This window comes from Streptomyces albicerus (assembly GCF_008905045.1).
Lineage (GTDB): Bacteria > Actinomycetota > Actinomycetes > Streptomycetales > Streptomycetaceae > Streptomyces > Streptomyces albicerus.
Genome location: NZ_VWMY01000066.1, coordinates 1 through 13,054, shown reverse-complemented (window position 1 = coordinate 13,054; position 13,054 = coordinate 1). Strand labels below are relative to the sequence as shown.

Here is a 13,054-nt window from a genome sequence, read left to right as displayed (position 1 = left end):
TAGCGCCGGGTCGCGTGGAGCAGTGACCCGGCCGGGCCCGACGCCAAAGAGAAGGAACCGGGGAAAGAACCAAACCCACCCAACCCAGCCCGTCATCCACCGCACCCCTGGTCACTCGGTCGGGTGATCAGATCCAATTCAGCTGGCGCATCGGCGAATTGGTGAGGCAGCGTCAGCCCCGACAGACAACCGCACACGTGAAACGGCCCCCGCCGGGACGGCAATCCCGAACGAGGGCCTCACCACCTAGGAAGCTGAACCTTCCCGATGACTGAGCAGCACTTTAGCGCGCAGGCGCGCACCCGGACCGGCCGTTCCCACGAAGGAGTGGGCCACGTCGACGAACGCCACGACGAGCAGTTCACCGTGGTCGGAAATCACCTCGCCCAGCATTCCGAGCTGTCCTTGACGGCCATCGGTCTGGCGGTCCACATCCAGTCGCTGCGCAGCGGCACGCTCGTCGGAATCAAGGCCCTGGCGGCGAAGTTCCCCGAGGGGGAGACCCGGATCGCCTCCGCCCTGCGGGAGTTGGAGACGCACGGCTACCTGGCCCGCACCAAGGAGCGTCTTCCATCGGGGCGAATCGTGACGCGCACGATCTCGTACAACAAGCCCCGTAGGTGTACGGCAACCCTTCCACCGCCGAGGCCCCACCGCGAACCGCCCCCGCCTGCCCGCTCCGCCGCACCCGCGACTACCGCGCCGCAGACCCACGATCTCCCCACCCACCGCACCGCCCGCGACGTCCTCGCAGGCCTCCGCACCCACGACCCCCGGCTCCACCTCAGCGAGCACGACGTACGCCGTCTCGCCCCGGCCGTGGCCGCCTGGCTGGAGCGAGGCGTCGCTCCCGACGACGTACGGCGAACCCTCTCGGCAGGCCTGCCACGGGAGGGAGTACGCCGCCCGGCGGGCTTCCTGGCCCACCGCCTCACCGCCCTTCTGCCTCCACCGTTGCCCGCCACCCTGCCGGAGCCGGCCCGCCCCGACCCCCTCCAGAACTGCGACGGCTGCGACCGGGCGTTCCGGGCCCCGGTGCCAGGCCGCTGCCGGGACTGCCGCCCGGCCCGCTCGGCCCGTTCGACCCGAGCGGCGGCGTAGGAGATGCCGGAGACGCCGGAGGCGGGTCACGCGACCGGCGACGGCCCGTACGGGCCGCTGATCCCCATGCCTGAGCTCACCCCTGACGCGCTGCGGACGGCAGTCGCCCGTCTCGCGCCCAGTCGGATTCCGGCGCTCACCCAGCACCTCTTCGAAGCCACGACGAACGCGCAGCAGACCCAGAGCCTCGCGCCGTTGCGGGCCTTCGTGCACTCGTGGGCCGTGTTCGTCGCGATCGAACGGCACCCGCAGCGGGCCGCCCGTCTCCGCGAACTGGAGCGGATCGTGGACGCGGGCGAGGAGGAGCCGGCCGAAGCCATCGCCGAGATCCACAGAATCCGGGCGGCGGCCGAGGCAGCCATCGGCCGGAGCGGGGGTGCCGCCCCGGCCTGGGGCCCTTCGTGTCAGTCGGGCACTTCGTATCAGTCGCCGATCCGCGGCAGAAGGGAGACGAGCTTGCTGCCGTTCCCGGCGACCAGCACGTCCTCGTAGAGCAGGAGTTGGGGCGTGTCCCAGAAGTTGGGCCCCGGCTCCGGCCTGCTGGTGCCGACATGACCGCGCCAGACCTGCTCACCCGTGCGCAGGTCGAGGCCGGACAGATCGCCGGTCGGGCTGAGGAAGTACACGACCCCCTGCCTCTCCGACACCACGGGCGACGCGAGGCCCGTCAGCTTGTCCTTGTCGGGCATCTTGACGCCCACCGGGCCGGTCCACAGGGTCTTTCCCGTGGTCAGCGAGTAGACCGAGGCCTCGCCCTTCCAGGACACGGTGATCAAACGATCACCGATGACAGCCGAGCCGGCCGCCAGCTCTCCCGGGACCTGATAGGAGTGCGAGGACTGCCCCCCGGTGCTGGTGATGGTAGTCAGCCGCAGGTCCTTGCCGGGCGCGGCCTTCGCTCCGATCAGGATCATCCCGTCCCCCGAGGTCCCGACGAACCGCTGCCCGCCAGGGACAGTGGTGATCTTCTGGGCACTTCCGGTGGCGGGATCGAGACGGAAGACGTCGGTGTCGCCCGGCTCCTCGACGTCCCGCGTGCACAGGAGATGGGGCACACCACTCAGCACCACCCGTTCACACACGATGCCCTTGCCCCAGGTGTAGCGCCACTTCTCCTTGCCGGTCAGCGGATCGAGGGCCGACATCGTGCGAAGCGACGGGGTGTTCGCCAGCACCGCGCCGTCGATGAGCATGGCGGCCTGGTCGGTGCGGTCGTCCTGCGGCATCTCGACCGTCCACAGCACCTTGCCGGTGTCGGCGTTCACCGCCATCAGATCGGTACCGCCCGCGTAGTCCCCGTCCGGCTCCTTCTCCGCGGTGTGATTGCGGTAGGCATAGACCACGCCGTCGCGCACGGCGAACGGGTGGTCGATCCCGTCGCCTTCGCGGTTGACCTTGACGGTCCACAGCCGCTCGCCGGTGTTGGCGTCGAGCTTCGCGACGTCGTACTTGGACCCGCTGCAGTACAGCGCGGAACCGTCCACCAGGCAGCCCCGCTCGCTGACGCCCGAGGCGCCGCTCTGCCACGGCTTCCAGCCCTCCGGCGACGCCGCCGGCCGCGACGGCCGGTCCGGCTCGGCCGCACCGCCGCCCCCGAAGCCGAACACCGCCCCCACGCTGATCGCGGCGACGGCCACCGCCGCACCCGCGGCCTGCGAGAAACGGCGCCGGCTGCGCCGCCGCACCACCTTCTCGGCCAGGTCCCCGGGCGCCCGCACCCCATCCAGGGCGACCGCGTGCAGCGTCTCCCGGACCTTCTCCTCCACCTGCTCCGTCGTCATCCCCGGACCCCCTTCGGCGTATAGCTGAGCGGCTGCACCTGTTCCGCGGGTTCTGCGGGTCCCGCAGGTTCCGCTGGTTCCGCGGGCCCTTCAGGCCCGAGCTCCGGCACGAGCACCCGGAGCTTGGCGAGCGATCGGTACGCCGTACTGCGCACCGTGCCGACCGGGCACCGGAGCAGCGCCGCCACCTCGGCCTCCGGCAGGTCCTCGAAGTAGCGCAGCACGACCACGGCCCGCTGCCGCTTCGTCAGCCGGCCGAGCGCCGCCCACAGCGCGATCCGCAGTTCGGAGTCCGACCCGGCGTCGGCGTTGCTGCCGGACTCGGGCAGTACGGGCACCGTCGTCTCGGCGCGGTGCCTGCGCAGCCGCCAGCGGCTGACCTGCTGGCGGTAGATGACCTGGCGGACATACGCCTCGGGCTGCTCGATGTGCGCCCAGCGTCCGTAGACCTTCATCAGCGCAATCTGCAGCAGATCCTCCGCGGCATGCCGGTCCCCGCCGGTGAGCAGCACCGCGAGCTGCAGCAGTGCGGTGGACCGCATCGCTACGAACTCCCGGAACTCGTCGTGACTCGAGGCCTCCATCGACCCTCCCCTTCTTGGCAACCATCACGACGCGATGAGCCACCCGCAGCTATCCCTCAGCCGGCGAGATTGTGTGTTCACACCAAGTTGGCGACACAGCGGAACGACATAAACGACATAGCTGGGCGCCCCGGTCTGTCACCGGGGCGCCCAGCTGTTCCGGAGCCGTGGTTCGTCAGCCTTGGTGTGACGGCGGCGGTTCCATCGCCTCGACGCGTGCCACCAGGTCGCTGTACAGGGCTTCCAGCCTTCTCACACGGTTGGCGAGGTCCTCTTGCTGTTCCTGTTCGCCTGCCGTCCGGTCGTCGCCGGGATCGAGGAAGTACGTGTCCCGGTATTCATCGTGCAGTTGCAGAAGCTCAGCCCTGCGAAGCTCCCGGATCGCGCTGTGAATGTCGTCCTCCGGTACTCCGTAAAGGTCCCGTACCTCGGAAACCGTCGGCAATATGTCGCCGCGGACGTAGCGGTGCTCCGCCAGACCGTCCCGAATGTGGCGGACGAATTCCTCGCAGGCTTGTTCCGTGTCGCTCGTCGTCGGCCCGGGCAGGTGGATCGTCTTCAGCTTCAGGTACGAAGGCCTCTCGTACTTCCTCTCCGGCATTGCTCACGGCCTCCCACCGTTGCTTGCGGCGGCCCCCGCCCGCTCCATCGGAAGGTGGATGACCAGGAGCACGGCCGCGCTCAGCAAGAAGACCCGCATCGCCGCGTCGAGGCCGTTCCAGTCCTCCGACTGCCACATGGCGAACCACTCGCCGCCGATGGCGAGGAAACCGGCGCCGAAGAGCAGCATCAGCATCAGCAGCCCGATGGTGGAGGTCCGCCGGGCACGGAGGTGGTCGTGGCGCAGCCACTGGTACGTGCCCAGGATCAGGACGAGCGCGGCGATCGTCTCCCACGCGATGATCGCGATGTACGCGGCGTCCTGGAGTCCCTCGGACTCGATGGCCCGCCACATCAGGTCGTCGTCCTTGAAGGTGGTGTCCATGGCCAGGACGTGCTGGACGAACTGCTGGTTGGTACCGAAGTCGGTGATGTTCCCGAACGCGACGAGCGTGATGTAGAGCGCGACCGTGCCGGTGAGCAGGGTCGCGGTGATCGGAAGCGCGCGTGCTGCGGCCATCCTCAAGTCCCCTCTCGCATATGTCTGTTGCTCAACCACGAGGGGGCGTGGGTGTATGCCGCTGCCCGGCCCTCAACTTCGTCGGCCCTCAACTTCGCCGACTCTCACCGAAGGCGGTCCACCTCTCACCCAAGGCGGTCCACCCCTCACCGAAGGCGGTCCACATACTTGTCCGTCCCCGGCACCGTGGGAATGAACGGCGCCACCAACTCGACCCGCCCCAGGCCCGTTTCGGCCACCGGAGTGTCCAGCCCGGTGAAGTACTGCTCCCAGCACTCCCGCGGGTTCGCCTCCAAGAACCACAACAGCGTCAGCCGCGTATCGACCCCCTCGACCTGCTTCACGTACGACATGCGGTCGCCGGGGAGCGGGGTCGGGCGGAAGACCGTGACCATGGCGGCGGGGGAGCCGGCGAGGCGCTTGGGGAGGTGGCGGGAGCGCAGCCACTCCAGCAACTCGGCCCGCTGCTCCGGCGATTCGGCGTCGATGACCTCCACCACCAGGCCCGCGTACGGGTGGTCGAGCGCGTGGAAGTCGCGCGGCCCGGCTGCCCCGTCCCGGTACACCGTCGCCTCGTGGTCCTGGAACGCCGTGAAGACGTGCGTACGGTCCTGGTAGACCCGGCCGTCCCTGTTCAGCCGCTTGTTGATGCCGACCGTCCACTTCATGTGGTCGTCGTAGCGGCCGTCCGTGACCCAGTACGTCGTGATGTAGCAGCCGGCGGTGACCGGCTGGGCGACCGCCGACTTCTCGGGATAGCGCAGGAGTTGGAGATCCCTGGTCGCGACCCAGCGGCGGCCCGCGTACATCCACGGCATCGCCATCGCGCCCGCGTAGTAGTGGTCGTCCTCGTACCAGCGGTTGTACGCGTACTCGTGGCCCGGATGCGGCTCGACCATGGTGATCAGGGCATGACCGGGACGGACGCCGTACGGGCCGACGGCGGCCAGTTCCGCGTACACCTCGCTGCGGGTGTCGACCGGTGTGGCATCGGGCATGGCGTTCCCCTTCCTCCCTCTTCCTTCCTCCTCCGGACGGACCTACTCTGACGGACCGTCAGATCAACCGCCAGAGCTGGGAGGCCCCCAGATGTCACTGCTCCAGGGCAAGACCGTCATCGTGTCGGGGGTCGGCGCCGGGCTCGGTCACCAGGTCGCCGCGGCCGTCGTACGCGACGGGGGGAACGCCGTGCTCGGGGCGCGCACGGAGGCGAATCTCGCCAAGGCCGCCGCCGAACTCGACCCGGACGGCGCGCACACGGCGTACCGGGCGACCGACATCACCGACGAGAGCCAGTGCGAGGCGCTCGCCGCGCTGGCGCGCGAGCGGTTCGGGCGGATCGACGCCGTGGTCCAAGTGGCCGCCTGGGACAGCTACTTCGGTGGTATCGAGGACGCCGACTTCGAGACCTGGCAGGGCGTGATCGACGTGAACCTGCTCGGCACCCTGCGGATGACCCGCGCCTGTCTGCCCGCTCTGAAGGAGCGCGGCGGGTCCGTGGTCTTCATCGGGACGCAGTCGTCCGTCGCCGCCCCGTCCCAGGTGCGGCAGGCGGCGTACGCGGCTTCGAAGGGGGCGCTGACGAGCGCGATGTACTCGCTGGCGCGGGAGCTCGGGCCGCACCGGATCCGGGTGAACACCGTGCTGCCGGGCTGGATGTGGGGGCCGCCCGTGGAGGCGTACGTGCAGTTCACCGCGTACACCGAGGGGGTGCCGGAGGTCGAGGTACTGGAGCGGCTGAGCTCCCGTATGGCGCTGCCCGAGCTGGCCACGGACGGAGACGTGGCCGACGCCGCGGTATTCCTGGCGTCGGACCGGGCGCGGTCGATCACCGGGCAGTCCTTGCTGGTCAACGCGGGGGAGTTGATGCGCTAGACCATTTCTGGCCGTATCCGGTTCATGTTCAGAAACATGAACCGAGGTCAGTAAGCCGAACTATTTTACTCCCTCTTGACTGTACGGGCCGTTGTCGCCGCCATGTCAGCGAACTGACGATGAGCGGGCGCTTCACGACCCTGGGAGGGGGCACATGAACGGTCTCGACTGGGCCGTGCTCATCGGCTACTTCGGTGTGATGGTGGCGATCGGTGTCTGGTCCCACAAACGGGTCGACAACGTCAGCGACTTCTTCACGGCCGGCGGCAAGATGCCGTGGTGGCTGTCCGGCATCTCCCACCACATGTCCGGCTACAGCGCCGTGATGTTCACGGGCTACGCCGCCATCGCCTATACGTACGGCGTCACTTCCTATGTCACCTGGTCCTTCCCCATCGCCATCGGCATCGCGATCGGCGCGAAGCTGTTCGCGCCCCGCCTCAACCGGGTGCGGTCACGGCTGCACGTGTCCTCTCCGCTCGAGTACCTGAAGAACCGTTACAACCTGCCCACCCAACAGGCGTTGGCATGGTCGGGCGTGCTGCTGAAGATCGTGGACGTGGGTGCCAAATGGGCCGCCATCGCGACCCTGCTGTCCGTCTTCACCGGTGTCTCGCTCAACATGGGCATCCTCATCACCGGCGCGGTGACGGCCGTCTACTGCACGGTCGGCGGGCTGTGGGCCGACGCGCTCACCGAACTCGGCCAGTTCATCATCCAGTTCATCGCCGGCATCGCGATGCTGATCGCCGTCATGGTCGAACTGAACGGCTTCGGCACGCTGTGGAGCGTCTGGGACGAGCCCGCGCTCGACGGCCACACCAAACCGCTGGCCGGCCCGTACATGATGGTCTTCCTGATCGCGTACCTCTTCATCAAGACCTTCGAGTACAACGGCGGCATGTGGAACCAGGCCCAGCGCTACATGGCCACGGACTCCGCGAAGTCCGCCACGCGCTCGGGCGCCCTGTCCGCCGCGCTCTGGCTGATCTGGCCGCTCGTGCTCTTCTTCCCCATGTGGGTCGCGCCGCTGATCATCAAGACGGACGTGCCGGCGGACTCGTACGCGCTGATGGCCGAGAAGCTGCTGCCGCACGGGCTGTTGGGCCTGGTCATCGTCGGGTTCTTCTCCCACACGATGGCGATGTGCTCCTCCGACGCCAACGCGATCGCCGCCGTCGTCACCCGCGACATCATGCCCGCCGTCTCCCGCAAGGTGCGCGAGTGGGACACCCGGATGGGGCTGCTGGCCGCGCGCTGGGCCACGCTGCTCTTCCTCGGTCTGTCGATGGCCATCGCGACGCAGGTCAACTCCGACTTCTTCGGCGACATCATCACCGTCGTCATCAAGTGGGTCGCCGGTCTGATGGGTCCGATCGCGATCCCGCTGATGCTGGGCCTGCTGCCCTGGTTCCGCAAGAGCGGTCCGACGGCCGCGCTGATCAGCTGGGGCGTCGGCCTCGTCACCTTCTGGCTGGTCAACTACCCGATCCACTGGAACGTCGACGGTGGCGTCCCGCTCCAGTACCAGGTGTCGATCCCGCTCGCGGTGTCGCTCGTCCTGTACATCCTCATCGGATATGTGAAGCCGGAGGACTCGCCGGAACGGGACGCGCTCATCGAGAAGATCAACAACGATGACCCCGGCTCGACGGCCGCGGCGGTCCCGGCTCCCGCGGCGGCGTCGGGCATGGAGTGAGTGTGGAGTGAGCATGGAGTGAGTTCCGCCCGGCAGCCGGGCGCACGTGGTGAGGGCGACCGTTCTGGTGGGAGCGGTCGCCCTCGTGCCTCGTGCTGATGGAGCGTCAACTCTTCGGTGTGTCACCGATCTTGTCGACGACTCCGACTGCCAGGAGCGCCTCCTCGTCGGAGCCCAGGTAGTTGAGGGACTTCTTGTCGAAGACCCACACATCGGTGTCGTCGCGTTCCTTGAAACTCAGGCCGATGCCCGGGCGGCCGGCGAAGTCCTCGGCGTTCTCGACCACCCTGACGCCCGGGATCTTCGCGGCGGCGCGGTAGAGGGCCGCGTCCAGCTCGGGCAGGAGCGTGGCGTCGTCGAGCATGTCGCCGATCGTCTCCAGCGCAGCACCTTCCCGGGTCGGCCCCTGGCCCTCGGTGTCCGCGTAGATCTTCTCGAGCAGCCGGTCGGGGTCGGTGGGCAGTGCCTCCAGCTCGCGGTACGTGGTGACGTTCGGGTCGGGTGACAGCGTCATGTCCTCCGGGACGCCCTTGGGGGTCCGGTGGCCCGGGAGGGTCGGGCCCGACAGCACCGTGATCCGGGCCAGTCCTGCGCGCTTGCCGTCGACGGCGGTCCAGTTCGAGCGGCGGAAGATCTGGGTGCCTCTGTCCTCCATTTCCATGGAGCCCTGGGTGCGGATGTAGACGTACTGGTCGTCGCGGACAGGCACGGACTTCTTCGCGGCGGCGATCGTGGCGATGCGGTTCAGGAGGTCGACGGCCTCCTGGTCGGTGGTGGGGGTGTCGGATCCCGCGGTGCCGATGACGACCGCGGTGACGGCGGTCGCGGCGGCGAGGGGCAGGGCGATCATGGCGAACCGGCGGCGGAAGGCCGGCTTCTGTGCCGCGGCGGGCCCCGTGACGTCCACGGTGAGCTCTTGCATCATGTGGTCCTTCAGCAGGTCATGGCGGTCGCTCGGCAGGACCGGGTCACCCGGGCTCGGCAGCAGCCTGGCCAGTTCCTCACGCTCTTCGGGCTTCATCGGTACTTCTTCTCCTGTGTCGACCGGGCCGCTTCGGGGCGGCTGCTGGGGACCTGTCCGGTACGGGGGAGGGGTCTCGGTTTTCCTTCCCGTCCTTCGTCGGGAGCGGGCTGCTCCGGGCTCGGCCCGCCTCGGGCCAACTCCGCCTCCGCCAGGCGCCGCAGCCGCTGCCGGGCACGGGAGAGCCGGGACCGTACGGTGCTGGCCGGCACTCCGAGGGCCTCGCCGGCGGCCGCGTAACTCAGCTCCGACCAGACGCACAGCGCGAACACCTCGCGCTCGGGTCTGCGCAGCCGTTTCAGCGCGGCGCGGGCCGCGGCGACCCGCTCGGAGTCCTCCAGGCGTCCGACGAGCTCGTCCGCGAAGTCCGGCACGGTGTCGTGGTCCGCCGTGCTGTCGTGGAGGCGGCCGAGCGCGGCACTGTGCCGCCGTGCGGCGCGCCGCGTGTTCCGCAGCACGTTGGTGGCGATGCCGTAGAGCCAGGGCCGCAGGCCGTCGCCCTCGGACGGTTCGGGGTCGGCCGGGGCGCCCTTTTCGGGGGCTCCGGCGTCGGGTCTCAGCCTCTCCCGCAGGCGCCATGCCTCCAGGAAGGTCAGGGAGACCACGTCCTCCGCGGCGCTGCGGTCTCCGGTCAGGCGGGCGACGTGGCGGTAGACGGCCCGCGCGTGCGCGGTGAACAGCTCGGCGAACGCCTCCGGGTCACCGGCCCGTATCCGGGCGCGTAGGGAAAGTTCCACAACCGGCCCTGTCCGCTCGGCGACCCGCGTCCCTGTGGCGTCGGTCACATGACTGTCAGGGGCGGTGGTCAGCCCGCCGGGACCGGTGTGGCGCCCGGCAGCGCCGCGTACGCCCGCGGATAGCGGGCCAGCCAGCCCGGGGACGAGCCCGCCGGGCCGTGCAGGGCTGGGCCCTGGGTCATCTCCATCGCGAAGTCGTCCGCGAGGACGAGCATCGTGGGACGGCCCTCCAGCTCGGCGAGCCAGGCCGGCGGAAGGGCCGTCTCGCCGTGCAGGGCGCCGAGCAGGGCGCCCGTGAGTGCGCCGGCGGCGGCCGACGCGCCGCGGTGGTTCACCGAGAGGCACAGGCCGTGGCGGGTGTCCTCACCGACCAGCGCGCAGTAGACGGCCACTGAGAGCAGCCCTTCCGCCGTGCCGTCCCCGGCCAGGTCCTCGATGCGGGCCGGCGTCGGCATGCCCTGCCGTACGGCCCCCAGCGCCTGCTGCAGCGCGTCCGCGACCGGTTGGTGCCCAGGGCGCGCGGCGAGCAACTGCAGCGCCCGCTGGACGGCGGTGTCGAGGGTCTCGCCGCGTGCGAGACCGTGCACGATGACGGCGTACGCCCCCGCCGACAGGTAGGCCGAGGGGTGTCCGTGCGTCTGCGCCGCGCACTCCACCGCGAGCTGCATCACCAGCTGCGGCTCCCAGCCGACGAGCAGCCCGAAGGGCGCGGAACGGACCGCGGCCTCGACGCCCCGCTCCTCGGGGTTCTTGGGCATGTCCAGCGTGCCCATCGTCTCGTCGCCGAGGCCGATCAGACAGGCGCGCGCGGGGTCACGGCGCGCGTACAGCCACTCCTCGCGCGCCAGCCACCCGTCCTCCTTGCGCCGCTCGTCAGGACCCCAGTCGCGCTGTGTGGAGGCCCACCGCAGATACGCCCGGTGCAGATCCGTCGGCGGATGCCAGGCACCCGTGTCCCGGCGCACCTGGGCCCGTATCAGCCCGTCCATCGAGAACAGGGTCAGCTGGGTGAGGTGGGAGACGGCCCCGCGTCTGCCGTACCCGGAGGCCAGATCGGTGAGCCCCTCGGCGCCGTGCTCCTCACGGATCTCGTCCATCGTGAGGCCTCCGACGGGCGACCCCAGGGCGTCCCCGACGGCCGCGCCGAGCAGCGTGCCACGCACCCGGCTGCGGAAATCCTGCTGTTCGGCACGCCCCCAGACGGCACCGGCTGTCGCACCCACCGAGGCCTCCTACAGATCCCGATCCGATCCCGCGCCGATTCCGTCGGTACGGCCGACAGTCCAGCACTGTAATCGAACGGGAACGGTCGGTAGAAGGTCGGAACGGTATGCGAACAGTGGGGCAACTGATCACATTGGGAGGTCTTGAAGGGCGCCAAATCCGGAAAAGACCGAGCCCCCTCGGCCGGGACGGCGGGCCAGTCGAGAGGGCTCTTGCGTGGGGCTTGTGCAGTTGTTGATGTAGTTGTTGACGCAGTTGTCGATGCTCTTGGTGCTCGTCCTGCGTGAGGCATCCGTTGAGGTCAGACGGTGCCCCGGCTCACCTCTGACACGAAGGCGTTCCACGACTCGGCCGGGAAGGCGAGCGTGGGGCCCTCGGGGACCTTGGAGTCGCGGACGGCGAGCGCCGTCAGGACGGGGGACTTGACCTCGACGCATGCGCCGTTTCCTTGGGAATACGAAGACTTCGTCCACGTATCCGTGGCGCCTTGCTTGATTGCCATGTTCGCTCCGGTAGCCAGATGCTGAGTTGCTGTCACCGCGCTGCGGGATCGCTGCGGAACCCACGGTTCGGTTTGCGCCAAAGGTTCTTGCTCCTTGGCGTGATCGACGCTACTCGCCAACATCGGCGTACGAAGCGACTATTCACTCGACCGGATGGCATATACCAGCAGAGTCTTCCGTCGGGATACGGCGAGGGTGTATTGTCCGGCACCTTCTCGCCGGGGCGGCAAAAATCAGCCCCAAATCGCCTCAGGACATCGCCTCGGTTGCGTAGTCCTTCGCGACGTCCGCGATGAACTCCCGGGACTGGTCCGCGTTCAGCGCCTGCGCCCGCAGGTGCTCGTACATGACGCTGTACTTCTGGACGTCGTTCGCCTTCTCCAGGTACAGGTCGCTGGTGACGCCCTCGATGTAGACCACGCTCGAGTCGGCGGCGTCCGGGAACTCCAGGATCGCGTACTGCCCGCTCACCCCGGGATGCGCGCCCATGGTGAACGGGATCACCTGCACCGTCACATGCGGCACGTGGGACATCTCGACGAGATGCTCCAACTGCTCGATCATCACCTGCTTGTTGCCGACGGTCCTGCGCAGCGCGGCCTCGTCGAGCACGGCCCACAGCCGCAGCGGGTTCTCCTGGTCGGAGATACGTTCCTGTCGGCGCAGCCGTACCTGCACGCGCTTGTCGATGTCGCCGGCGGCCGCCTCCGGGAGCGCGCCCTGGATCAGCGACTCGGCGTACGGACGGGTCTGCAGCAGGCCCGGGACGACCAGCGGGTCGTACACGCGCAGGCTCGCCGCGTCCGTCTCCAGACCGATGTAGACGCTGTACGGGATGTCGCCGAAGGAGTGCCACCAGCCCTGCTGGCGCGAGTCCTTGGCCATCTGCATCAGCGAGTCGACGATGCGGTGGTCCTCGACCTCGTAGACCCCGCACAGATCGCGGACGTCGCGCTGGCTGATGCTGCGCCGCCCGTTCTCCAGACGGCTGATCTTCGACTGCGAGACGAGCAGCCGCTCGGCCACCTCTTCGGCGGTCATGCCCTTGAGCTCCCGGAGCCGGCGCAGCTCCTGGCCCAACCGGCGTCGCCTGACGGTGGGATTGACATTGGACGCCACGGGACGTGCACCTCCGGCTGCGTGCTGTCTGTACTTTGCGTATCTGCTGTTGAGCAGATTGCCACCAAGGTGCTTACTACCGCTGGAAAACAGCGGATATGCCGTGCGTACACGCCACTTGTCGCCACCTCGCGCCACCTGGCGTGGAACAGTGGTGAGGAGTGTGATGAATTCGCGTGGCGATACGCAGAGTGGGGCGATGCCTGTGGTGATACGCGGCGCAAGCAGTGATATGCGGTGATACGCGGCGCATGCGGTGATGCGCGGCGCATGCGGTGATGCGCGGCCCA

Annotated in this window: 13 protein-coding genes and 1 pseudogene; 4 read left to right on the top strand and 10 right to left on the bottom strand. The window is 69.0% G+C overall.

Going from position 1 to position 13,054, the window contains the following annotated elements:
* The first annotated feature begins 267 nt into the window (after positions 1-267).
* Positions 268-1,101: a helix-turn-helix domain-containing protein gene (locus GAS53_RS42800; protein WP_151483187.1), complete on the top strand. Its 834-nt coding sequence runs from the start codon at positions 268-270 to the stop codon at positions 1,099-1,101.
* Between the two features lie 66 nt (positions 1,102-1,167).
* A pseudogene (locus tag GAS53_RS42795) lies at positions 1,168-1,467 on the top strand (hypothetical protein); the annotation flags it as partial.
* A gap of 56 nt (positions 1,468-1,523) precedes the next feature.
* On the opposite strand, the gene GAS53_RS42790 reads toward GAS53_RS42795, so the two are convergent.
* The 5 genes from GAS53_RS42790 to GAS53_RS42770 all read right to left on the bottom strand — a co-directional run bounded on the left by GAS53_RS42790 (position 1,524) and on the right by GAS53_RS42770 (position 5,584).
* Positions 1,524-2,882 carry an outer membrane protein assembly factor BamB family protein gene (locus GAS53_RS42790; RefSeq protein WP_151483186.1) on the bottom strand — a complete coding sequence of 453 codons (1,359 nt, stop codon included), beginning with the start codon at positions 2,880-2,882 and terminating at the stop codon, positions 1,524-1,526.
* Positions 2,879-3,466: a SigE family RNA polymerase sigma factor gene (locus tag GAS53_RS42785; protein WP_151483185.1), complete on the bottom strand. Its 588-nt coding sequence runs from the start codon at positions 3,464-3,466 to the stop codon at positions 2,879-2,881. Before GAS53_RS42785 ends, GAS53_RS42790 begins: the two co-directional genes overlap by 4 nt.
* A gap of 175 nt (positions 3,467-3,641) precedes the next feature.
* Complete coding sequence (locus GAS53_RS42780; protein WP_151483184.1) at positions 3,642-4,067, bottom strand: GntR family transcriptional regulator; 426 nt, start codon at positions 4,065-4,067, stop codon at positions 3,642-3,644.
* A gap of 3 nt (positions 4,068-4,070) precedes the next feature.
* Positions 4,071-4,586 (bottom strand): DUF2165 domain-containing protein, encoded by a 516-nt coding sequence (locus GAS53_RS42775; RefSeq protein ID WP_151483183.1) that lies wholly within the window; start codon positions 4,584-4,586, stop codon positions 4,071-4,073.
* 146 nt (positions 4,587-4,732) lie between these two features.
* Positions 4,733-5,584 (bottom strand): hypothetical protein, encoded by an 852-nt coding sequence (locus GAS53_RS42770; RefSeq protein ID WP_151483182.1) that lies wholly within the window; start codon positions 5,582-5,584, stop codon positions 4,733-4,735.
* Between the two features lie 91 nt (positions 5,585-5,675).
* Between GAS53_RS42770 and GAS53_RS42765 the strand changes: the two genes are divergently transcribed.
* Both GAS53_RS42765 and GAS53_RS42760 read left to right on the top strand, forming a co-directional pair.
* Complete coding sequence (locus GAS53_RS42765; RefSeq protein ID WP_151483181.1) at positions 5,676-6,461, top strand: SDR family oxidoreductase; 786 nt, start codon at positions 5,676-5,678, stop codon at positions 6,459-6,461.
* A 154-nt stretch (positions 6,462-6,615) separates the two neighbouring features.
* Positions 6,616-8,160 carry a sodium:solute symporter family protein gene (locus GAS53_RS42760; protein WP_151483180.1) on the top strand — a complete coding sequence of 515 codons (1,545 nt, stop codon included), beginning with the start codon at positions 6,616-6,618 and terminating at the stop codon, positions 8,158-8,160.
* A 106-nt stretch (positions 8,161-8,266) separates the two neighbouring features.
* On the opposite strand, the gene GAS53_RS42755 is transcribed toward GAS53_RS42760, so the two are convergent.
* The 5 genes from GAS53_RS42755 to GAS53_RS42735 form a co-directional block, all read right to left on the bottom strand.
* On the bottom strand, positions 8,267-9,181 hold the full coding sequence (locus GAS53_RS42755) for a CU044_5270 family protein (RefSeq protein WP_151483179.1): 915 nt from the start codon (positions 9,179-9,181) through the stop codon (positions 8,267-8,269).
* Positions 9,178-9,918, bottom strand: coding sequence for an RNA polymerase sigma factor (locus GAS53_RS42750; protein ID WP_151483178.1), 741 nt, complete (start codon positions 9,916-9,918; stop codon positions 9,178-9,180). The genes GAS53_RS42755 and GAS53_RS42750 overlap by 4 nt, the downstream gene beginning before the upstream one ends.
* 68 nt (positions 9,919-9,986) lie before the next feature.
* On the bottom strand, positions 9,987-11,141 hold the full coding sequence (locus GAS53_RS42745) for an ADP-ribosylglycohydrolase family protein (RefSeq protein ID WP_151483177.1): 1,155 nt from the start codon (positions 11,139-11,141) through the stop codon (positions 9,987-9,989).
* A 302-nt stretch (positions 11,142-11,443) separates the two neighbouring features.
* Positions 11,444-11,644: a DUF397 domain-containing protein gene (locus GAS53_RS42740; protein ID WP_151483176.1), complete on the bottom strand. Its 201-nt coding sequence runs from the start codon at positions 11,642-11,644 to the stop codon at positions 11,444-11,446.
* Between the two features lie 250 nt (positions 11,645-11,894).
* A complete protein-coding gene (locus GAS53_RS42735) occupies positions 11,895-12,764 on the bottom strand; it encodes a helix-turn-helix domain-containing protein (protein WP_151483175.1) in 870 nt (289 codons plus the stop codon).
* Positions 12,765-13,054 lie beyond the last annotated feature (290 nt).

Bases quoted from the DNA above. Each gene is read 5' to 3' on its own strand.
- GAS53_RS42740 (WP_151483176.1), bottom strand. From the start codon at position 11,644: ATGGCAATCAAGCAAGGCGCCACGGATACGTGGACGAAGTCTTCGTAT.
- GAS53_RS42770 (WP_151483182.1), bottom strand. From the start codon at position 5,584: ATGCCCGATGCCACACCGGTCGACACCCGCAGCGAGGTGTACGCGGAA.
- GAS53_RS42800 (WP_151483187.1), top strand. From the start codon at position 268: ATGACTGAGCAGCACTTTAGCGCGCAGGCGCGCACCCGGACCGGCCGT.
- GAS53_RS42760 (WP_151483180.1), top strand. From the start codon at position 6,616: ATGAACGGTCTCGACTGGGCCGTGCTCATCGGCTACTTCGGTGTGATG.
- GAS53_RS42780 (WP_151483184.1), bottom strand. From the start codon at position 4,067: ATGCCGGAGAGGAAGTACGAGAGGCCTTCGTACCTGAAGCTGAAGACG.
- GAS53_RS42755 (WP_151483179.1), bottom strand. From the start codon at position 9,181: ATGAAGCCCGAAGAGCGTGAGGAACTGGCCAGGCTGCTGCCGAGCCCG.
- GAS53_RS42765 (WP_151483181.1), top strand. From the start codon at position 5,676: ATGTCACTGCTCCAGGGCAAGACCGTCATCGTGTCGGGGGTCGGCGCC.
- GAS53_RS42785 (WP_151483185.1), bottom strand. From the start codon at position 3,466: ATGGAGGCCTCGAGTCACGACGAGTTCCGGGAGTTCGTAGCGATGCGG.
- GAS53_RS42790 (WP_151483186.1), bottom strand. From the start codon at position 2,882: ATGACGACGGAGCAGGTGGAGGAGAAGGTCCGGGAGACGCTGCACGCG.
- GAS53_RS42775 (WP_151483183.1), bottom strand. From the start codon at position 4,586: ATGGCCGCAGCACGCGCGCTTCCGATCACCGCGACCCTGCTCACCGGC.